Annotated in this window: 21 protein-coding genes and 3 pseudogenes; 15 read left to right on the forward strand and 9 right to left on the reverse strand. The window is 50.1% G+C overall.

The window, feature by feature from the left end; all coding sequences use genetic code 11:
* Positions 1–406 precede the first annotated feature (406 nt).
* Together ABRZ26_RS09705 and ABRZ26_RS09710 are read right to left on the reverse strand one after the other, a co-directional pair.
* On the reverse strand, positions 407–1,090 hold the full coding sequence (locus ABRZ26_RS09705) for a TerC family protein (RefSeq protein WP_319604066.1): 684 nt from the start codon (positions 1,088–1,090) through the stop codon (positions 407–409).
* A gap of 279 nt (positions 1,091–1,369) precedes the next feature.
* Positions 1,370–2,254 (reverse strand): alpha/beta fold hydrolase, encoded by an 885-nt coding sequence (locus tag ABRZ26_RS09710; protein ID WP_319604067.1) that lies wholly within the window; start codon positions 2,252–2,254, stop codon positions 1,370–1,372.
* 89 nt (positions 2,255–2,343) lie between these two features.
* Here ABRZ26_RS09710 and ABRZ26_RS09715 point away from each other — a divergent pair, with 89 nt between their 5' ends.
* The 3 genes from ABRZ26_RS09715 to ABRZ26_RS09725 all read left to right on the forward strand — a co-directional run bounded on the left by ABRZ26_RS09715 (position 2,344) and on the right by ABRZ26_RS09725 (position 3,588).
* Positions 2,344–2,922 (forward strand): CGNR zinc finger domain-containing protein, encoded by a 579-nt coding sequence (locus ABRZ26_RS09715; RefSeq protein WP_319604068.1) that lies wholly within the window; start codon positions 2,344–2,346, stop codon positions 2,920–2,922.
* A 272-nt stretch (positions 2,923–3,194) separates the two neighbouring features.
* Positions 3,195–3,377: a hypothetical protein gene (locus tag ABRZ26_RS09720; RefSeq protein ID WP_319604069.1), complete on the forward strand. Its 183-nt coding sequence runs from the start codon at positions 3,195–3,197 to the stop codon at positions 3,375–3,377.
* A gap of 7 nt (positions 3,378–3,384) precedes the next feature.
* Entirely contained in the window at positions 3,385–3,588 is a 204-nt protein-coding gene (locus ABRZ26_RS09725) for a hypothetical protein (RefSeq protein ID WP_319604070.1), read from the forward strand.
* Positions 3,589–3,721: 133 nt separating this feature from the next.
* On the opposite strand, the gene ABRZ26_RS09730 is transcribed toward ABRZ26_RS09725, so the two are convergent.
* Both ABRZ26_RS09730 and ABRZ26_RS09735 read right to left on the reverse strand, forming a co-directional pair.
* A complete protein-coding gene (locus ABRZ26_RS09730; RefSeq protein ID WP_319604071.1) occupies positions 3,722–4,573 on the reverse strand; it encodes a hypothetical protein in 852 nt (283 codons plus the stop codon).
* 52 nt (positions 4,574–4,625) lie between these two features.
* Complete coding sequence (locus tag ABRZ26_RS09735; RefSeq protein ID WP_319604072.1) at positions 4,626–4,982, reverse strand: hypothetical protein; 357 nt, start codon at positions 4,980–4,982, stop codon at positions 4,626–4,628.
* Positions 4,983–5,131: 149 nt separating this feature from the next.
* Here ABRZ26_RS09735 and ABRZ26_RS09740 point away from each other — a divergent pair.
* Positions 5,132–5,370: pseudogene (locus ABRZ26_RS09740) on the forward strand (transposase); the annotation flags it as partial.
* A 35-nt stretch (positions 5,371–5,405) separates the two neighbouring features.
* Here the strand turns inward: ABRZ26_RS09740 and ABRZ26_RS09745 are convergent.
* Both ABRZ26_RS09745 and ABRZ26_RS09750 read right to left on the reverse strand, forming a co-directional pair.
* Positions 5,406–6,272, reverse strand: a complete 867-nt coding sequence (locus ABRZ26_RS09745; RefSeq protein ID WP_319604073.1) for a pepsin/retropepsin-like aspartic protease family protein — start codon at positions 6,270–6,272, stop codon at positions 5,406–5,408.
* 331 nt (positions 6,273–6,603) lie between these two features.
* Positions 6,604–6,825 (reverse strand): annotated as a pseudogene (locus tag ABRZ26_RS09750) (IncC plasmid conjugative DNA transfer DtrJ family protein); the annotation flags it as partial.
* Between the two features lie 61 nt (positions 6,826–6,886).
* On the opposite strand from ABRZ26_RS09750, the pseudogene ABRZ26_RS09755 reads away from it, so the two are divergent.
* Together ABRZ26_RS09755 and ABRZ26_RS09760 are read left to right on the forward strand one after the other, a co-directional pair.
* Positions 6,887–7,064 (forward strand): annotated as a pseudogene (locus tag ABRZ26_RS09755) (IS5/IS1182 family transposase); the annotation flags it as partial.
* 31 nt (positions 7,065–7,095) lie between these two features.
* A complete protein-coding gene (locus ABRZ26_RS09760) occupies positions 7,096–7,791 on the forward strand; it encodes a hypothetical protein (protein ID WP_319604074.1) in 696 nt (231 codons plus the stop codon).
* Positions 7,792–7,894: 103 nt separating this feature from the next.
* On the opposite strand, the gene ABRZ26_RS09765 is transcribed toward ABRZ26_RS09760, so the two are convergent.
* From ABRZ26_RS09765 to ABRZ26_RS09775, 3 genes are all read right to left on the reverse strand, one after another.
* Positions 7,895–8,683: a site-specific integrase gene (locus tag ABRZ26_RS09765; protein ID WP_319604075.1), complete on the reverse strand. Its 789-nt coding sequence runs from the start codon at positions 8,681–8,683 to the stop codon at positions 7,895–7,897.
* Positions 8,684–9,131: 448 nt separating this feature from the next.
* Positions 9,132–9,680, reverse strand: coding sequence for a hypothetical protein (locus tag ABRZ26_RS09770; protein ID WP_319604076.1), 549 nt, complete (start codon positions 9,678–9,680; stop codon positions 9,132–9,134).
* Between the two features lie 57 nt (positions 9,681–9,737).
* Entirely contained in the window at positions 9,738–10,097 is a 360-nt protein-coding gene (locus tag ABRZ26_RS09775; protein WP_319604077.1) for a hypothetical protein, read from the reverse strand.
* A gap of 451 nt (positions 10,098–10,548) precedes the next feature.
* Between ABRZ26_RS09775 and ABRZ26_RS09780 the strand changes: the two genes are divergently transcribed.
* From ABRZ26_RS09780 to ABRZ26_RS09820, 9 genes are all read left to right on the forward strand, one after another.
* Complete coding sequence (locus ABRZ26_RS09780) at positions 10,549–11,478, forward strand: hypothetical protein (RefSeq protein WP_319604078.1); 930 nt, start codon at positions 10,549–10,551, stop codon at positions 11,476–11,478.
* A gap of 497 nt (positions 11,479–11,975) precedes the next feature.
* Positions 11,976–13,019: an Abi family protein gene (locus tag ABRZ26_RS09785; RefSeq protein ID WP_319604079.1), complete on the forward strand. Its 1,044-nt coding sequence runs from the start codon at positions 11,976–11,978 to the stop codon at positions 13,017–13,019.
* Between the two features lie 196 nt (positions 13,020–13,215).
* Positions 13,216–14,172 carry a hypothetical protein gene (locus ABRZ26_RS09790; RefSeq protein WP_319604080.1) on the forward strand — a complete coding sequence of 319 codons (957 nt, stop codon included), beginning with the start codon at positions 13,216–13,218 and terminating at the stop codon, positions 14,170–14,172.
* A gap of 283 nt (positions 14,173–14,455) precedes the next feature.
* The gene (locus tag ABRZ26_RS09795) at positions 14,456–15,370 is read left to right on the forward strand and encodes an Abi family protein (RefSeq protein WP_319604081.1); all 915 of its coding nucleotides are present in this window, start codon (positions 14,456–14,458) and stop codon (positions 15,368–15,370) included.
* Positions 15,371–15,611: 241 nt separating this feature from the next.
* On the forward strand, positions 15,612–16,250 hold the full coding sequence (locus tag ABRZ26_RS09800) for a DNA-binding protein (RefSeq protein ID WP_319604082.1): 639 nt from the start codon (positions 15,612–15,614) through the stop codon (positions 16,248–16,250).
* Positions 16,247–17,239, forward strand: coding sequence for a hypothetical protein (locus tag ABRZ26_RS09805; protein WP_319604083.1), 993 nt, complete (start codon positions 16,247–16,249; stop codon positions 17,237–17,239). Before ABRZ26_RS09800 ends, ABRZ26_RS09805 begins: the two co-directional genes overlap by 4 nt.
* Before the next feature lie 51 nt (positions 17,240–17,290).
* Positions 17,291–17,623 (forward strand): hypothetical protein, encoded by a 333-nt coding sequence (locus ABRZ26_RS09810; protein ID WP_319604084.1) that lies wholly within the window; start codon positions 17,291–17,293, stop codon positions 17,621–17,623.
* 15 nt (positions 17,624–17,638) lie between these two features.
* Positions 17,639–17,866 (forward strand): hypothetical protein, encoded by a 228-nt coding sequence (locus tag ABRZ26_RS09815; protein WP_319604085.1) that lies wholly within the window; start codon positions 17,639–17,641, stop codon positions 17,864–17,866.
* 319 nt (positions 17,867–18,185) lie between these two features.
* Positions 18,186–19,667: a conjugal transfer nickase/helicase domain-containing protein gene (locus ABRZ26_RS09820; RefSeq protein ID WP_319604273.1), complete on the forward strand. Its 1,482-nt coding sequence runs from the start codon at positions 18,186–18,188 to the stop codon at positions 19,665–19,667.
* Positions 19,668–19,688 lie beyond the last annotated feature (21 nt).

Raw genomic sequence — 19,688 nt, forward strand, 5'->3', positions numbered from 1 at the left:
TAATAGCCATGAAAATATAATTATATATCGGTGAGTAATCAATGAAATAGAGGTTGTCGTATCTTTGGCTTTTCCCTATGCAGTTAAAAATCAAATTTTAAATCCGGGAAAAAAACCAAAACCGAGAATGAAGAAAAGCTGTGATATTTAAGAAGAAACACGTCAACCACGATGGAAAAGGTGAATGAGTCTGCGGCTAGTCATATGGGAATACAGGTAAATAATCATAGCGTTAATATTTTCAACAGAGAGAAAGAGTATGAAGTTAATTTTTTCGCCGGCGAGGGCATACGTTAAAAATTAAAAAAAACCAGCCAACAGACTGGTTTTTCTAAATAGTACCGGGTTCTGACGAAATACCGCTCATTGTCTCGCGTTGAGCGTCAGATCTGAAAGGGCGCGGTTTTTAGTGCTCAATATACCTGTATTTTTTTCGGCCGATAAGGGCGCCGACCGCCAATACGCATACCGCGCCGGCCACACCGGCCGCATAGTGCCACCATGATGGCATAGCCGGGAGACTGATATCGCTAATCGCCATACCGCCTGCGATCCATCCCAGCAGCGCCGCGCCAAGTTTAATGATCAGCGGAAAACGCTCCATAAAGTGCAGGACCAACTTGCTGCCCCAGATGATGATCGGGATGCTGATAAAGATGCCGATAACCACCAACCCCAGATGCCCATTGGACGCGCCGGCTATCGCCACTACATTATCCAAACTCATCACGGCGTCGGCGACGATAATGGTTTTTATCGCGCTAATCAGCTTCGGGCTGGCGGTGAGGCTCTTATGATCCTCCTCATCGCCGGGAATAAGCATTTTTATGCCTATCCAGATAAGCAACGCGGCGCCTATGATTTTCAGGTACGGCAGTCCCAGCAGTTCCAGGGCGAAAAAGATCATGACAATCCGCAGGAGGATTGCGCCGAATGTGCCGGCCATGATCGCCACGTTGCGCTGGGCGACAGGGAGTTTTCGACAGGCTAAGGCAATCACGACGGCATTGTCCCCGCCCAGTAGTATATCGATAGCGATAATCTGTCCTATGGAGAACCATAACGAGGGTGAATTCAATATCTCAATCAATGTAAACGCTCCAAAGATGTCTCTTTCCTTCCTGGATTACCGGGTATGCCCGACTGGCGCCGCTGACCTACCGCTTCCGTTGACGGTTTCCAGAAAATAACCGGCGACGATAATAAAGGATGCGACGAAGAGAGCCTCTCCGCCATTGGCAATGATACGCTTTCGCGCTTCAACTGCCGAATAGTTAACGGAAAAACGCCCGGACTCCATTGCATCGCCTTCAGTCCGGGCTTCCTGATCGCGCGGCGGGACGGATTATTCGCTATCGCTATCAATTGCTTACTTGATGTTTTTATCCAGGAACGCGCGGATTGCCGGAATGATTTCCTTGCCATGGGTCTCCAGAGCAAAATGGCCGGTGTCATAAAAGCGCACATCCGCCTCGGGAATGTCGCGCTTCCATGCCTCTGCGCCGGCCGGCAGGAAATAGGGGTCGTTTTTGCCCCAGACCGCCAGAAGCGGCGGCTGTCGCTGGCGAAAATAAGCCTGGAACTGCGGGTACAGGCGGACATTCGACGCATAGTCCAGCACAAGATCTAACTGAATGTCCGCATTGCCGGGTTTGGCGACATGCAGCCCTTCCAGCGTATAGCCATCAGGCGAGACCAGACTGGGATCGCCCACGCCCTCCAGATACTGCCATTTGACTGACGCCGGGGTGGGGAAGTCGCGCAGCGCGGCGCGATTCTCCGCCGTTGGCGCCTGCCAGTACTTTTTGATCAAATCCCAGCCCTGGGCCAGTCCTTCCTCGTAGGCGTTGCCATTCTGGGAAATGATGGCGGTAATACGCTCGGGGTGCGCGCTGGCCAGGCGCCAGCCGATCGGCGCGCCATAGTCATGCACCATTACCGCGTAACGGGCGAGATGCCGCTGTTCGGTGAACTGATCAATCGTTTGCGCGAGGTTATCAAAGGTATAGGCATAAGCCCCGCGTTCTGGCGACTCGGTGTAACCGAAGGCGGGGAGGTCCGGCGCGACGACGTGATAGCGATCCGCCAGCGCCGGGATCAGATCGCGGTACATGTAAGAAGAAGCCGCGAAGCCATGCAGCAGAAGCACGGTGGGTAATGCCGGGTCGCCCGCCTCACGATAGAAGATTTTCACAGCGCCAACCTGTTCGTAGCGGTAGTGAATCTGGGGTTTGACGGTGGTTTTGATGCTCATAATGATTCCCTTGTAACCTGATTGGTGGTTATTTGAAGGTTACATAATAATTTGGTAACCTGTCTATATGTTTTTTATGGGTTACAAAAATGAGCATGTCTAATCAACAGGATCTTCATTTCATCGCCAACAACCTGGCTCTGGATTTCGTCAATAGCGCCTACGGCACCGGAGATGAAAGGCGCGACTATTTAACTGATGACGCCAGCGTCGTTGCATGGCTCAAGGCCGCTGGCGAGTTGCCTGAAGATTTCGACGGCTGTCCTGCGGGTCTGGCGCAACTGGGGCGGGCGCTGCGCGAGGAGGCGGAAACATTAATCGCAACCGCCAAAACCGGCCGACCGGGAAAAGCATTGATAGTCAATCAGATACTGGAAGCCGGCCGCCCGGTCAGGCGGCTTTTATGGGATGCGGGCAAGGCCGGTTTCATATTGAAAAATGATCGCTATGATCTCAGCGCCGCCAGTCTGCTCGAACCGGTGGCGGCTTCGCTGGCACGCCTGCTTGCGGCGGATGAACGTCAGTATGTTCGGCAGTGCGAGGCGCACGACTGCACGCTTTACTTTCTTGATGTCACTAAATCACGCCGCAGACGGTGGTGCAGCATGGCCATTTGCGGCAACAGGATGAAGGTGGCGGCATTCCGCTCGCGTAAGCACGCCGACTGACCTCTGTCGGCACGGCGATTCGCCGGATCGCCGTCGTGCGTTATCCGGTTATCTTTTTCACATGCTCTGTAGCTTTTTTTGGGTGCGCCGCCGGAGAAATTTGCACCAGAATTGCGTCTTTGTCTGCCTTTTCTCTTCGTTGAACGTGTTTTCTTCCGCACATGCGCTGGTAAAAAACGCTGTTTTTCAATTCGATAAATAAATACCCTTTTATTGTTGTGGTTTTTGAGCGCCCTTTGCTTAATTTTTAGCGCGGGTGTTTCTTTGAGCGCTTGCAAGTAAAACATACGTTCCATGCACGGCGCTCGTTGCACCCGATGACGCTCGCTGAACGGCTTGAGGCGCATATTGAACGGGAGCGCGGAAATATGGCGGGACTACAGCGCGACAGCATGCCGCAAGAGCTGGAGCGGACGGTACGACTGAATTCCCACGGCGGCGGATATCCCGCATGATTTTCGCGTGCAGCTATTGCCGCATGCGGACAACGCCGCGGAAACGGTGTTCCGCTCCAAGGCCGTCGGCGAGCCGCCGTTTATGCTGGGGATCGCCGTCTGGTGTGCGTTGCAGGACGCGATCGCGGGTCGCGGCGATAGCGCCCCTTATCGCCAGCTTGACCTGCCTGCCACGCCGGAGCGGGTATGGCGAGCGTTACAGACATCCTGAGGGTGATGAATAAGCGCGGCGAATAACTTTTTTATGGTTTCCGCGGGAGTTTTCCGTTCCGTTGTGCTGCAAACCAACTCTGGCGCATGTTTCGCATCACGGGGCTGAGGCGTTAACACTCGATCTGCAACATTTAGCGGAAATCGTCGTCCGAATCCGACTCCGCGCCGTTTATCAGGATGCTCTCGATCTGTTGCAGGTTTAACGATGCGTTAAACTTGTCCTCTATTCGTTTCTGTATAGCAGTCAGAATCGCCTCGCTATACCGGCCGTCCCCTTGCGCCTGCCGGACCGCATGGGGAGGAATATTATCACTGGTTCGGTAGAGCGGATTGATAAACGCGATGGGAATTGGGAAATCCGTGTCTTTTTCAGCAGGCGGAAAATCAGCGGTTTTAAACAATCTTGCGATTTTAGGGATGCCGTCATCGCCGGATTTCCGGGTCCAATCCCGGGTATTGGTGACGCAGGCGGGCAGCGCATAGGATTTCGCCGCCCCTTTTATTGTGGTGAAGTAATTATACTGGCGCGCCCTATGCACGGCGGATTGCGACTGAGGCGCGTCATTAAGCGCGGTATCCGTCGCTCCCGGGCGTTTCAGTCTCGTATTCATACCATTGGCGCGGATGTTGTCCAGGCTGGCTTTATTGGTGCCATGATAATAACGAAGGTCTTTATAAGCCTTATGCACATAGCGGCGCATCTCTTCCCCGCCAATGGCCGGTCGGGCGGCATTGCTGTTTTCACCGTTTGAAAAGAGATGATGAAACCGACTGAGTATGGACAACCCCATCTGTTGATGGCTTCTCCCGCCAGGTAAGGAAGATGATGATTCGGCGTCGGGAGAGGAAGGCGGATGGGGGCTTTGCGGGCTTGAAGGCGGGGTATGGTAACGTTGCTGATTCACCGCATCGCCCTCTGCATTTTGCGACACATTGAGCCAGTCCTGGCTGGCGACCGAATCATGGAACCGAATGGGAAACATATGAACATTCTCCGTAAAGAATTAATAGACTTGCCCCCCTATCCCATCAGTATCAGGGGCAGGTGACTTGCCCTATTGGTTCAACGGGGAAACCGGCATTGGAAATGAGTGTCAGTGGCCGGGATAAAGTTCCCACCAGGCTGGTTTCTTTAAATGAGTGGCGCCGGACTCGGACAAAAACGCCGGAAGCGTTTTTGCATGGCGCGTAAGCGCCAGCCCCAACGGGGCGAGCCTCATGGATGAGGTAGCTGTCAACGAAGTTGTCACCCTTAATGAGTCGGTAAGCGTCCGGCGAACTCATATTGTTAACAAAACTCTGCTGCTGCATGCTGCCCTCATTCAATAAAATAAAACGAACCTGAGGTAAAATATGGCAAAAAGCTATTCTCACCGTGAACGGCAACAGCATCGTAGGCTCAACGAGCTATAACCCTACGCCGGGAACCGATTCAGTTAATATTCGTCAGCTTAATCCAGTATATTTACCACGCAATGTGAGTTCACCGTTCGGTTACGGATGGAGCGAGATATCACTGAACCCAATTGATTAAAGACTGAGCTTTCGTCGTGAATATAGAAATTTACTATTTACCGCTTTACAGTCCAAATCTGAATGCGATAGAGCGCCTGTGGAAAGTGATGAATGAGCATGCGCGGAATAGATCGCTATTTTGAAAACACCCGCGAATTTCGGGATGCGATATACAATTTTTCCTCAACCACTCTGCCAGAAATAGTGGACGTCGCTGACGTCCAGAATTCATGATCGCTTTCAGATGCTCAAACGTGCATCTTGAAGTTTCTTTGGTATAGATTAATAATCAACAAGACATTATTGTACCTCCGCCTGAATCCATAATTTCTTATTTTTAAAATCAATTTTCACTAAGTTTTTACTCAAGAAATCAAAGCCTAACAATCCATCTGACTGGAACTCAGCGGGAAAAGAATCTAAAATGATAGCTTCAATTTTATCTGTAAGAATATTATTTACTTGAAGAGAAACTAGTTGGTAATCACTATCGTCCTCATTAATTTTAACCGTTTGCGGTGAAAGAGATTGTTCTTTTATGATCGAAATACTCGCTCCACTATCTAAAATCATTTTGTAGTTTTTTATGTCATCCGTCATCTCTATAACTAGACCTTCCTCATTAAGATGGAAAGGCATTGAAACCCATTTTTCATCTAAGTTAGCAGGAATATTATTTTCGTCGGTTATTATTATTTTTCGTTCTGGATAATTTATGGTCAGCATGTAATCATCAAATAAACCTAATCCAATAACAGGAATGTTTATATTTTTATGATCTTTATTATCACTAGAGCTATCACTAGAAAAAAACATTCCCCAATCTTTATATTCAACTACGTTTATTTTTTTAAAATGAAAAGAATTTAAAGTTAAGTTGTTGATAATAAATGATCTGCTCTCATTTATATTACCAGATAAATCCATGCTTTTTATTTTATGAGATTGTTCAGTTTTATTTTTGATCTTATCAATTAAGTTCATTGGAAGATGTAAGGATTTTTTTGAACCAGTATCCAGGCCTAAAACAACATTTTCTCCTTTGATGTTTATCGTAACAAGAGGCAAATTAAATTCATTATCAAAAGTTAAATTCCAAGCTACTTCACTACCTTGAGCAAAATTGCTCATTAATAATATAATTAATGATATTAGTTTTTTACTCATATCGCGCCTCATTGTATAATCATGTATTAAGTGCAAGGTTTGAGGTTTCATCTTTATTGATAGCAAGATATGTAAATTAATTGATTAATTACAAGGTATATAAACCGATCATTAAGTGATCAATTCATTTTTAACTATGCCGATAACTGCTACAATGTATAATACTTAAAGATGTGATCAAAATCACTTTTTTAAGCGATTTATTTCATGGTATTATATATTTTTGTAATTCCTTATAAAACAGAAATACTTTTTAAAACTCACTGGGCTAATATTTATCACAACACAAACCATTACGGCGAAAGGTATCATAACCTATAGAAATCAAATGCTAAAAGGCAATGCCAAATAAATTATCTATAGTTTGGAGAATAAAACTTTGAGTACGATGATAGATGAATCCTGATTCATGTCCCACAGAGAATCGCCGTAAATTGCGTTTAACCAAACCATCAATAAACCCGACCAACATAGCTGGTAAAATAGGCGGCATAGTCATGATGAGAATTGTCACTTGGACGATAAATATGAGTGAAGTGTAGTTCTCAACTAATAAATATGTATGTAATTATGTTGTTGCTATATTTATATACCCAATAAACCTCAAGATTAAGAGGAAAAGAATCAGATCGGTCATTCCGCCGCGTAACGGGGCGTTCTACTGGCCGCTGGAGCGGTATCAGGAGAGAAATCAGGTGGTGGCGCGCCAGCGTCTGACGGGGAGCAACGAGGAATGGAAAGAGAAAGTCGGCATACCATATGTTTTCACTGGAGGAAACGGCGATGTCACGGATGACGGGAACGCAGTCGGAAAGTGTTGGCGATGTGGATAAACGCCACTAACTGGCTGGCCAATGAAGTGGATGATGGCTATATGCATCTTCCTCGTGTGCATCCACAAATCAGCGGTCGTACCGACCAGCTGCTGCGCGCTGACATTATGCCGCTCTACGAACTGGATGAAGAGACGTTTCGCGAAGCCTCCGGGCAGAGCAATAACGCGCCAGAGGAATACATCACGCTGGCGCAGTTTCGCCAGAGCGAACGCTTCTGGTTCCGCTTTATGGATTACCTGGAGCGGTCGCTGCGGGATGTTTCCCACCAATGTGTTGAAACACTGACGCAGTTTGTCAGCAATTGCACATTTGAAGAGCGACAGATTCGCCGTTGGTGTGGTAACGCTGGAGAGATACGTCTGTACATGTCTCCGCAATGCATTGATGAGATTGATATCATGGAGTTTGATGATGACTTTTTGACGCAGTATGTCGATGGAGTTGCGGCAGGAATTTACGTGCCGGCGACCTTCCGCGCCGACGTTCATTATCGTAATGGCGCAGTGATGATCAGCTTTACGGGAGACGCGGAGGTCAACGAACCTGAGCATCCTAATGCTTCTGATTATTGTGCGGTTGTGGATGATGCTATTGAGTGGATTCGGGAAGAGTTAGAACACGTTGTTTCGTTGAGTAATGCAACTAGTCAACCGGCTGCATTGGTTCAAAAACTGGCTGCCTAAAAAATAGAAAGTACTGCAACAGGTCAATACCGGTCACTTAAGGTGATCGGTATTTTTTTAATGAATATTTAGCTCGTATTTTTCTGGTTTCTCCGGGATAACACTATGTTATCGGCCTATTCCCTTTCAGCATGGCCACAGCATCCGTACCGGGCATCTGAAACTGCACCCGATGCCGGGCGGCGACATCGAGCGCGAAAACTTTCGTATAGATTTCTGTCGATTTCAGGCTCTTGTGTCCCATCAATCCCTGTAACACTTTCAATGGCACGCCGGCATACAGCATATGCATCGCATAACTGTGCCGGAAAACATGCGGTGTGATGGGCACACTGAAGGTTACGCCGTCATCCGCGGCGCGGGCGACCGCATCATTGAGCCAGGTGCGCACGGTGCGATCGGTGATGCTCCAGATCCGCGCCGGCTCCAGCCTGCCGGTTTTCCGGCTCTTGCGTTCAAACGGAATTTTCAGCGTCGCGATCATCGTGTCCAGCTGGCTGACGTAGCCGCCATCCGACAGCGGTACCAGCCGGTGCGTCACCTGTGATTTGCGGGGCGCCCCCGGCCCGCGGGCGGCTTTTTCCTGGCGTTGTTTGAGCGTGGCCAGGGAGACATACGGGTACGGTGTATCCTGCTGAAAATCCCTGCGTGTCAGGGCCAGGGCTTCATTGATCCGGGCGCCGGTGTTCCACAGCGTCGCAATCAGCATTTTCTGGTACAGATCAGGAATGTAGTGAAGCAGGGCCGCGACTTCGACGGCCAGCAGGTATTCCGGCATGTCGCCGTGAGCCAGTGCCATCTGCCGCAGCGCCAGGGCCTTCGGATAGTCGATGGTCACCGGCAGCGGCATGGCCTGCGTCACTGTCTGGTATTCGCCCGGCAGCGTCAGCATAGCGTTAGGTCGATAATGGTTGATGTTTTCATCGCGCCTCTTTTACTCCGGCAGGTTTTTTTTCTGATTGCCGGCTAACGTCCAGGCACGCAGAGCCTGCTCATAATCCGTTTTGCCAACATTCACGACAACGTCGCCACATTAATAGCCATGAGTCCGGGGATTGATGGGAGGCCTCCCTCCAAATAACCGCGCTCCAGAGACTCATCGCCGTGCCAGTGATCAACGCACAGGGTATATGTATGGACAGTGCGCTGTTTTCATTTTCCAAATTATCATTTTCCATATTTTCACTCTCTTGCACTGAATAACATCGGGTCCGGACACACGACGGCCATTTATCGACTGAAGGGGGCCGTTTGGTTTCACGGCTCAGATCAGGAACGTAGTGGAGCAGGGTACTGCCTTCCGGGGCCAGCAGGTATTTCGGTAGTTAATCACTCTCCCGTCACTCATTCTTATGCAGTTCCTTATGGCAATACGCAGGTGTCTCGCCCTGATTGCGGATGATGTAAGACGGAAAAACCGTGATTTCAATATTCGTGTAGGGGGAAAATTTTTCAGTTCCATCAGAGCGGGACCGGAATCCATCCAGAATAATCTTTTCCTCCGCTGGGGGGGCTCCGACCTGTGACACCGCCATACTGTCTGTGTCGATCCGGGTATATCGTCCTGTCCTTTCGGTGCGCTCTGTCGCACGGAATGTCAGGGTCAGTTCTTTGCCGTTTTCGCCCTTTGGCCGCCACGTTACCACCGCATCAAAATCCGTGAGATTATTCCTGCGGGCAATCACCTTTCCTCTCGTGATCTGGGTGGTGGGAAGGCGCATCTTTCCGTCCCCTGGGAGATCGGAGCGGCAGACTACTACGCTGCCGGGGGGGTAGGCTTCGGCAAGACGTAGTATCTCCTGGTAGGTTGCTGCGCCGACGTCCGGTGTCGTGGCGGCCAGCAGAGCCGCGAGACAGATCGCACAACCCGTCCTGTTCATTTTTCTCATGGTTCTCATTTCCTTTTCAGATGACAGATGATGCCCGGTTCCGAAATCCGTCCCCCATTACTGCTCGACATCTGCGGTGGCTTTTACAATGGCGGTTATCGCCTTATCCACAGAAAACGGTCTCAGCTCACCGTTGCTCAGCTGGACCTTGTAACAGGGATGGGATACCCAACGACCATTTACACAACGTGGCTCATGCTTTACCGTAAAATGTTTAACCAGCCGACCATTCAGCTCCCATCCCGGACAACTATCACAGTAACGAACAAAGAGCTCTTTCAACTCCTCAAAAAAATCCCCATCTGAGATTGTCTCAACAACTTTCACATCCCCACGCTTGTCCATGAAATGGTTGACGGCTTCCGTTTTAGAGGTAAATGACTGCTGACCGATTTTCACCGGAATGGAACGCGCCATAGCAAACTCCTTTTGTTTAGTATGAAATCATAACCATTACGAGTAATAACTAGGGTTACTATATTTTTTGTTAATATCATATAAGTGATAGTTCCGTTTAATAAAAATCGCCACCGTAATTATCTATTCCCGTTTGCCGCACTTCCGAGTTTTTCCTATAGGCAGTTTTCGGAAGTGTAGCACGGCGCCGGGACGGGGGAGACACAACATGTAGTAGCACCAGCAACTGAAGACGCCACCAGATATAGTGTTTTGGCCGCCGGGCGGTGCCGGCGGGGCGGGGCAGATCCGGTTATGCACTTTTCGGATCCCTGATAAATTCAGGGAACAAAAAATCACCACTCACACTCAATTTATAAAAAAGTATACTTTTCAGTATTTAAGTATACTTTTTTATGAAATATAGTCCTTATCACTTTTTGATAGAAATTTTAAACTTAGGGTGAACAATATGGCTGAAGATGCCGATATCCAGTCTGACAACGAAGAAAACAACTCTTCACTAACCCTGCGGGGGATTTCAAGTCTCGCCGATCAGAATGCCTCCGCCCAGGCCAAAAAGGCCGGTAAGCCGAAAGGCACCCTCGTCAGGGAATTTATCGAGGAAGGGCTGGGCGATCCGCTGGCCAATTTTGCCCGTACAAACCCCGTATCTATTTCATTAGATGAGGAGTTGGCAGAATACGTAGGAGCAAAAATCAATGATAAAAGTTATCAGAATTATTCCTCCAGTCTACATAACGAAGTCTTTCGCCTGTTATTAAATTTAAACAAGAATAGTGAACTGAAAAGTATTCTGCTTGCTAACACCCCCTGCCTCTTTACACGGGCAGATCAGGTACTGGTTGGCTCGGAGTCAATTTTGAGAGGAGTGTCTCTGACGTTTGCATTGTTCTGTGAGTTGGCGAGCCGCGACAGGGAAACCATTGAGCAGGGATGGAAACGGATATTTCGCTCAGAGGCTCCCGGAGCGCATGAACGATATCTACAGCAGATTGACGAAATCCGACGAATAAAAAAATTGGACTTATTCAATCCAGCCATTGAGCTCTCACCCGAATGGGGCAACATCCGTGTATATCGTCCGGAGAGTTATGATCACGGTGCCTGGCGAGTGCTCATTACACTGAACAACGATAAGGACAACATAGAGTGGAGTATCCGTTTTCCGGTGCTTAACGGCCGACTCCTGACTGCCGATCCCGGTTATTCGGGTATGGCTGGGAGGAGTTCCGCTGAATGTCAGCCAGGTTTCCGATTCATAAACCGCAGGTGTGAGCTTCACTTATACACCAATGGCATCAGTGAGGATGAAAACCCGATAACCCCTCAGGATGTTATTCACCATCTGGTTGATGCCATAGAATCTAACATGCTCTGATACGTTCAGTTGCGCGGTGTAGAGGCCCTGTAATGAAAAAAAGAAGCAGTCGGTACATTATCGGTGAGGTATCGTTTTCTGCGATCGCCAGCACTTCTGTCGGTAACCAGGTTTGTCTGATGCTGAATCCTACCGAGCCGGACGCACAGAGAGAAGCCTCAAAATCGCTGAAGGCGGCGTTTTCTAGGGTGGGTCGCCAGTGTCAGGTGCACGGTGGCAACGCGCATCACCCCTTCCCGGGGCGTCGGCCGCCGAAAGGGGTACGAGCAACACACCTTTGGGTGCTAACTCTTCCGGACGCACTGGCTAGGAACAGGTGCTCAATACCTGAAGATGGCGCGCTCCTAACGGTTTTCTGAAACGAGAAAAGCCACCCCGAAGGATGGCTTTTCCGAACAACTATTGTCGCGTGAGGCCTGAACTACGGCGCACCGCTTTGATGTGCTAATTACACCAGACACATGCCACATGTGTCAATCTTTTTTAGGGAGGGCCTGATGAGCCTTGATCGGTACATTAATACAGAACGGCTTGATATCTACGTACAACATCTGAAGGTTTCCTCTGCTCAGGTGATGCCCGCATATCACTGGAATAAAGCGCTTTGTGGCGCAATGCTCCCGGCACTTCAATGTCTTGAAGTGACCCTACGAAATGCTCTTGATCAGGCTATACAAGCTAACCCTCCTCCGGCCGCAAACGGGCTTTGGCTGACTGATCATAACTGGATCTTCGATCTTCCTCGCTATATGGGTGGCAGAACTTGGCCCAAAAATAACGACAGGTACAAGCGTCCTAATCCCAAAAAACCGGTGCAGCAATCCGATGCTCAAGGTTTTCTGCTGGATCAATATGGGCATCGTGTCTTAAAGAATAAGATTCCAGTTGAAACTCAGGTAGATGCTGCAATAAATGACATCGTAAAAATGGGGAAACAGATCACTCCAAACCGTGTAATTTCAGGGCTTACCTTTGGTTTCTGGACTCAGTTGCTCACCCGATATTATGAAAATCCGAAGGGGGGGCATAAGACATTACTCTGGCCACATCTTACACGAACCGTCTTTCCTCATGCCCCCTCGCAGTTTGAACGCAAAGAAATTTGCGACCAGTTTTACCGCATCAAAGAGCTGCGCAACCGACTTTCCCATCATGAGGCCATCTGGAAGTTTCATTATGATGATCCACAGAGCGGTAAACCAGATTATGGAAACCCGGTTTACGGCGCACAGGCCAGTTGCAGCCTTCTGAGAAAACATTATGACGATATTCTGGATATGATTGGCTGGATGAGTCCTGACCGAAAAACAACTTTTCTGAGTCACTCTGCAAACCTGCGTTTTTACGCTCTTTGCTCCGTAGACGGGCTTTACAGTTACATAGCTCCGGAAAAAATCAGGACGCAGATTAAAGTCTCGCGTGGCGGTAAAGGTATCGGCAGGTTAATCAAAGTCCTCGAAAAGAATGAGTTCATTCGCATAGTCAGAGAAGGCCAGACAATACTCACCATCGGCACTGATAACTCCATCGCTATTCCATAACCCTTGACGTCCTTACTCAACCCTTAAATTACCCGGACTCCTTCCGGGTATACCAGAATTCGGATCTGAACAAAGACGAGTCAAAAAGTCATAAATCGGTGAATATAATTTACAACAAAAAATAACGTGTAGTTAATTGACTACATAGTGTTTTGAGGATACCTTTTACTTTATGATGACATATGAGGCTAATTAAATGGCAGCGATAAACGCAAAGATAGATGACGAATTGAAAGAAAAAGGGGACGCGGTACTTCGCGCTCATGATCTGAATGCCACGCAATACATCACCCTCTGCTGGATGTACCTCAAACAACACGGAAAACTCCCCTTCATTACAGATACGCGGATTTTAACCGCGGCCGATCTGACGGTCATCATTGCCGGTCAGTTTGCAGAAGCGCGGGACCAGGTGCTTAAAATCCGGGACATGTTAAAGTCCGATACGGCACTGTACGCCGACTTTGCAGCTGAGAAACGGGCCCTCACGTGCCGGATCAGTGATATTCAGCAGAACGGATGGAGACTCGAAAGCACACCGGATGACGGCGGCTCTGTCGGGGCGGCACGCCTTATGTTGCCCCGCATTAATTATCACCTAGCAGGATGTGAATTCACCCTGTCTAGGGTGACGCCTCCGCTACCGGCGCCGGTCCAGATCGTGAACGATTTTCAGATGTCCCTGCAGGAGTTCGAAAAACAGTTGGCTCTGATGCAGTCCGTGCTGCGTGATACCGGTCTATTGGCGCGGCCGGAGCCGGCGCGTGAATTCGTTTACCGGGGAGAAAACGTCACAGTGTCCGTCGTACAACCGGAGGATTACAAGCACGGGGCATGGCTAGTGCGGATACAGGCAAAATCTCTGGATAGGGAAAATGCGCTGGAAGATGCCGCACTGACCTTTCCAGCACTGGAGGGCAGAGTGTTCCTGCCCGGTAGCGTCTACGGTAAATCCGTGCGCAATGTGCAAAGCAGACAGTATCAGCTGGGATTCACCTTCCGTAGCGGCGTCAGCGAGTTTCACATGTACAGCAATGGCCATGAAGAACAAGCGAACCCGACATCGCCTGACATGCTGGCATCCTGCCTGTCAGCCTGTGTGGACGAGTATCTGCTGGAGCTCCTGCAGTCAATGTCAGGCAATCAACCTTAAGGATAATCGAATGTACAATAATGAAGAAGGGATCCGAATCTTGCGAAAGAGCTGCAACGCATCGGAGAACTGATGGGGGAGAGGGTGAATAATGTCTGAATGTAGGGTGTTTCTAAAAGAAAAAACCCCGACTTAAGCCGGGGTCAAAATCTGCGGTCTTTATGAAAGGTCTTACACCCGAAGGCCATTGGTTCCTTTCACCAACCTGAGTCGAATACTACTGGTTGCTGGCAAAGGTGTCAAGTCAACGCTGGCAGATGCATAGCCAGAACAAGGAGAATATATGCCGGATAGTGTGGCTTACCAGCCAGATTTAATGGACAGGATCTTCACACAGAAAAGAATGCACAGCTACCAAAGAGTGTTCGGGAGACTGACTGACCGTGAAATGGTGGGGATTTATATCTGGAATCAGACGCTGGGTGGCGAACTCTATCCGCTGCTGAGCGCCGCTGAAATTACCCTACGAAATGCTATTGATAGTGCATTCATCACCTTTGCAGGTCAACGGTGGTGGAAAAGGGTTCAGTATAAAAGTTATGCCTCCGTAGCAGGCCATATACCTCCTTTTGAGGTTAAGGCGATGAAAGATAATTTTTCCAAAGCGGCCGTCTACGTCAGGAAGGAAAAACATCAGCGTTATCATAGGAGAAATCACACTCCCAGCCATGAGGAGATCGTGGCCAGTACCGAATTCTCCACCTGGGAGTTTGCAATGAATGACGAACTGCTGGGGCCGGGTCTCTTCTGGAATACCATGATAACTCAAGTATTTAAGGGGCAATGGCCCTCGCAAAGTGGCGCCAACACACTATCGACGGCCCGGGATCAGGTCAAAACGATACGCGAATACCGCAACCGTGTAGCGCATAACGAACCTTTGTGGAAGGCTTATCAGGTCAATACGCCGCAGGATGCTATTGCCTACATTAATACGAAGATTGATACCGTTGAGCAGCTAATACAACTATTGTCTCCGGAAAAGCATGATCTGCTGACTAAGCACCGTCTGTTCAGTAATGCCCGCAGAATTAATTCGCTATCTGAAATCACGCGTTTCCGTACTACAGGTAATGCGCAGTGGCTTGGTTCATTTGGCGATGTTACGTCAGCATTCCAGCATGCAAAAGACACTAACAGTCCTGTGCTGTGTAAACTCAGTCCCGGAGCCGAGCCCTTCCTTATTATCCCCCAATAAATTCACCTGGTTGCTGGGCCATCATAATAAACAGACCCGGAACTTTCCGGGTTTGCCTTTTTTCGGATCTGCCGGCAAAAAACACCCCCGCGCCCGTATTTTCTGTATTACCCATATTGCATGTACGGATTGTACGATATGTATTGAATGTATTATGTATGTATCAAGTGTATTTTGTGTATTGTGTATTTTTTTGTTCCGGTTACACTCTGTTCATCAGCCCTGAACCCGGAGCATACCTGTGAGTACCCTGATCCCTAACCTTAACCTTCCTGCCGACACCGTCCGCCGTATCGAGGACGCCGCCGCCGCGCTCATCGCCGCCGGCAACGCCAACCCGACCAACGAGCAGGTCCGTCAGCACCTGGGCGGCGGCTCGCTGTCGCACATCTCCCCGGTGATGCGCGCGTTCCGCGCCCGTCAGCGGGAGTTGGCCGGCGACCAGCGCCCGGCGCTGCCGGCGGAATTGCAGCAACTGCTGACCGGCCAGCTGGGACTGCTGTGGCAGGCGGCCTGTCAACAGGCGGAGGCGGACACCCTGGCGGCGCGGGAGCAGGCGGATGCGGACGTGGCGCAGGCCGATCAGGAGCGCGACGCCGCCCAGGCCAACGTGGCGCGGCTGGAAAGCGAGCTGGCCGTACTGCGGGAAGTGGTGACCGAGCGCGACCGGCTGCTGGACGAGGTGCGCGAGCTGCGCGCGCAGAGCACCACGCTGCGCGAGAGCGTGGCTCGCCTGAGCGCCACCGGGGAGCACCTGACGGCGCAGCTGAAGGAGGCCAAAGCCGAGCTGAAGGCCTCTCGGAGCGAAACCCAGACGCTACAGGGCGAACTGCTGCAACTGGCGCGGAGCGAAGCGAAAGCGGGGAGGATAAAGGCATGAGTGGAGCACATATTTTCATCGGCACACGCACCGACAAGGGACGCTATGGTCCGCAAAGTAAAGACATGGCTCTGACCGACCTGGTGACACTGTTGGCGCCTGTAGCGATCCCGACGCAGTATGTTATCCCCGATCTGACGCCCCTCGTCCTGCGCTTTAATGCGCAAATCCAAGAGCATCTGGCCGCACAGGCGAATGAACAGCGTGACACGCAGCTGATGCAGGATTACGACGCGCTATTCAACGCCTGGCGCCGGGCGGCAACCTACGAAAATAGCGATCGGCGCAGCCGCGCGTGGGAAAACGTCATCGACAAAGCGGAGGCTTTTCTTCAGGCGCTGAAGCCGACCTTTCCGCCGAAGGTGTCTGAAGAAAACTGGAAAAGCCCGCTTATCAGCAAGATTGAACATACCGGGCGTGTGTATACCGAAGCCCTGCTGTTCATCATTACCGCCCGCGCCGCCCTGGAGCCCGAAACGCTTTACCGTGACGCCACCCTGCGCGATTACTGCCGCTGGCTCCGGGACTGGGTAAAGGCATACCTGACACAGGATGACCATTATTACCTGCTGCTCAATGCGGCCTTATGCCGGCAGGACGACTATCCTGCCGTGCAGGTGCTCGGTCCCGCCGCCGCCCCGCAGTCGGCCGACGCCTTTCTGGCCGCGCGGATCAGAGCACAGAAAGACCAGTATGTAGACAACACTCCGCGTTTCGGCTCTGGTTTCTTTCCATCTGAGCCCAAGGCGGAAACGACGAAACACACGCTCGTCGGCAAGCAGTTTTATGACCACCATTGGGACATGGTGCATACCCTGCGCGATCTGCTCTACCGGGCTGAGCGGATCGAGGCGTTTCTCACCGAACTTGAGCAGCACGGCGCCGACGTGGTGTTTGACCAACAGGGGGATATCACGGAAATCGTCAAGGCTCTGTTGAAAGGGGACGAGCCTCAGCTGCCCGCGGCGCCCGGACAGGAAAACCCATAAGCATAACGCCCGCATCGCGGGTTTTATTACCCAGAGGTTAGAGGGGAAGCCATGATGAGTAGCATGCCTGGCCATTTCGTCGGTTACCGAAAGTTCGCCGTTGATCGGGATTGGCTCAAGCGTCAAGAATTGTGGCGCGATCAGGAGCGTCGCCGCCGGTTCGAACAGTGGATCACAGTAACCCGACTAAAATCAACCCGGCTTTGGACTGAGTGGGCCATTAAGCAATGGCTAGGCCAACCCCAGAGGCAAGGTAAATATAACGTGTTTTCGGTGGAGGATGTGAAGGCTGCCGAGCGTAAGAAAGCGTTTAAAGACTGGCGTCTACCAAGACTTGAAAAGAAGCGGTCTACTGATGCATTTTTCGAAATACCAAAGTTATAGAATTGGGAGTTCTTTATGGCCATCTCTGTTTCGTATTTGCTGTTTCTCGTGGTGCTTACCCTGCTCCTGTCCTATTTCATGGCTGGACTCTTTTTTGGAAAAGGCATACTTCCCGAGTGTCTCAAGATCAGGAACTGGAGCGTCGCGGCTTTCGTTTCTTTTGTGGTATTTGAGTCCGCTCTTCTTTACATCGTGAGTTTACAAGCGACCGGCTATATGCCGACTTTACAGCAGGTCTTTTAATTTGACAGGCGGGCGTGCAGGTGAACCCATAGGTATGTCATCGGCACAGAAAATAACGGTTCAGATCACTTTGAGAGGAACACAGCATGTTTATGAAGAGTTCCAGAGTCCCGCTTAATAATTTTTAAAATGCAAAAAGAGTTTCCTCTTGTCTGGGGGGAATAGTCGCTCAAGACTGTCCCGCTTACAGGCAGGAGGCATGCATGCTCACCCGAATAAAACATTTTCTTGTTGGCGCGGATACGGTTTCCCGAAATAAGACTGTTGCCACTCAACAGCCGTGTCCATCCGGATATCATGCGACTCACCTTGTTGAGGTATTGATTACCCCCCACAACGCCAGCGCTTTCTTCAGCAACTGAATGACAATAATGCGCTGCCGGAAGGGCTTTATCGGCAGTTTTATCTGGCCCCCTTGTTTTCTCTGCTAAGCCGCGTACAAAGTCTTCCTGCTGCCAAAGAGGGGGACTGGGCGTATGCCGGCGCCTTTGGCGATTTAACCATCAGGTTTGTTGCCTACGCCGTCAGGCTGGCGAAAGGGAGAACGCTTCCGCCGGGGATCCCCCCGGAGGAGCAGGCGGCTCAGGGATTACTCTGGAATGCGGTGGTGTTCTGGTCAGCACTGTTTTATCACCTGCCGCTTCTTTGTGAGTGGGAAGGTGAGCTGGATGGCGGAGAGCTTTGGCTACCTGGATTCACGGTTCCGGGAAAACCGTTTCGCTTTCGGTATTGTACTGAACGGTTGCCCCAGTCATATGTGCAAGGGCGGCTATCGTTACTGGCTGGTCAGCTATTACCATCATCCGCTATCCCGTGGTTGTTGAGCATTCCTGATGCCTTCGACTGCCTGACGGAACGAATGCAGGGGAGGCCAGCAACTGTCGCACTGATTGATGAACTGTTACTCACTGCCGCAGAGAAATGCGGTGCGCCGCCGTTAATCGGACGGTCGGCTTCCCCTGTATCGTCAGTGTCCCTCATTGATAATGCTGAGCCTCAAGCATCTTCTCCAGAACCGTTGGTGGCATCGGCGTTAACGTCGGCATTACCTGAGAATAGTCCAGTTGCGGCCGATAATGGTCCTCCTCCGGAAACAGAAAATGAATCACTAAAACAGGATCTCCCCCCTTTGACTGCGCTGGTTTCAGTATTGGATGCAATGGCACCAAAGACTGAAAGTGAAACGTCCGAAAAAAATGACCAACATACGGCAAACTCACCTCCTGTTGCTGTTCAGGATGATACCCAGGCGCTATTAGGTCTTTTTTCAGGCATGACCGATATCCCAACACCAAATGTCGAGTCGGTAGCTGATACCGACGTCACCATGCAGGATGAGATAAAAAATAAAGAGGAGACTGAAAACGACAAACTTGTTGAACCTAAAGATTTCGTTACTTTCCATACAAAGAGCGATGCCGATCGGGACGAAAATAATAAAGGGGCTGTATTTCTGGAGTGGTTATCCGCAGGTCTGATTAGCGGTGAAATAACAATAAATGAGGAAGGAGCCCGAGCCCACATTGTCGCCGGGTTCGTTTTTTTGTGTGTGCCTGAAATATTTTATCTGTTTCAGAAGAAAACAGAAAATAAGGGAAAACGTAACGCGTTACAGGCTTCGTTTGAACGTTTAGGCGTGCATCGTGTCGCTGATGGTAAACGTTTCATACAGGCCAGAATATACAGCACCCCCTCAGGAACAGGGACGTATCAGAACATTAACGGTTATCTGGTTAAAGCTTCATCGCTTTATCGCGGAAATCGCATCCCCGATGAGCGCGCATTGTTGATCTTGCCTTGACGTATGGCAATCTGATTAGCG

This window comes from Brenneria sp. L4-2C (assembly GCF_040240335.1).
GTDB lineage: Bacteria > Pseudomonadota > Gammaproteobacteria > Enterobacterales > Enterobacteriaceae > Brenneria.

Excerpts from the sequence above, each read along its gene's own strand:
- ABRZ26_RS09810 (WP_319604084.1), top strand. The coding sequence starts at position 17,291 with ATGATGAGTAGCATGCCTGGCCATTTCGTCGGTTACCGAAAGTTCGCC.
- ABRZ26_RS09710 (WP_319604067.1), bottom strand. The coding sequence starts at position 2,254 with ATGAGCATCAAAACCACCGTCAAACCCCAGATTCACTACCGCTACGAA.
- ABRZ26_RS09715 (WP_319604068.1), top strand. The coding sequence starts at position 2,344 with ATGAGCATGTCTAATCAACAGGATCTTCATTTCATCGCCAACAACCTG.
- ABRZ26_RS09745 (WP_319604073.1), bottom strand. The coding sequence starts at position 6,272 with ATGAGTAAAAAACTAATATCATTAATTATATTATTAATGAGCAATTTT.
- ABRZ26_RS09790 (WP_319604080.1), top strand. The coding sequence starts at position 13,216 with ATGGCAGCGATAAACGCAAAGATAGATGACGAATTGAAAGAAAAAGGG.
- ABRZ26_RS09815 (WP_319604085.1), top strand. The coding sequence starts at position 17,639 with ATGGCCATCTCTGTTTCGTATTTGCTGTTTCTCGTGGTGCTTACCCTG.
- ABRZ26_RS09765 (WP_319604075.1), bottom strand. The coding sequence starts at position 8,683 with ATGCTGACGCTGCCGGGCGAATACCAGACAGTGACGCAGGCCATGCCG.
- ABRZ26_RS09785 (WP_319604079.1), top strand. The coding sequence starts at position 11,976 with ATGAGCCTTGATCGGTACATTAATACAGAACGGCTTGATATCTACGTA.
- ABRZ26_RS09795 (WP_319604081.1), top strand. The coding sequence starts at position 14,456 with ATGCCGGATAGTGTGGCTTACCAGCCAGATTTAATGGACAGGATCTTC.
- ABRZ26_RS09735 (WP_319604072.1), bottom strand. The coding sequence starts at position 4,982 with ATGCTGTTGCCGTTCACGGTGAGAATAGCTTTTTGCCATATTTTACCT.
- ABRZ26_RS09775 (WP_319604077.1), bottom strand. The coding sequence starts at position 10,097 with ATGGCGCGTTCCATTCCGGTGAAAATCGGTCAGCAGTCATTTACCTCT.
- ABRZ26_RS09730 (WP_319604071.1), bottom strand. The coding sequence starts at position 4,573 with ATGTTTCCCATTCGGTTCCATGATTCGGTCGCCAGCCAGGACTGGCTC.
- ABRZ26_RS09770 (WP_319604076.1), bottom strand. The coding sequence starts at position 9,680 with ATGAGAAAAATGAACAGGACGGGTTGTGCGATCTGTCTCGCGGCTCTG.
- ABRZ26_RS09805 (WP_319604083.1), top strand. The coding sequence starts at position 16,247 with ATGAGTGGAGCACATATTTTCATCGGCACACGCACCGACAAGGGACGC.
- ABRZ26_RS09760 (WP_319604074.1), top strand. The coding sequence starts at position 7,096 with ATGTGGATAAACGCCACTAACTGGCTGGCCAATGAAGTGGATGATGGC.
- ABRZ26_RS09780 (WP_319604078.1), top strand. The coding sequence starts at position 10,549 with ATGGCTGAAGATGCCGATATCCAGTCTGACAACGAAGAAAACAACTCT.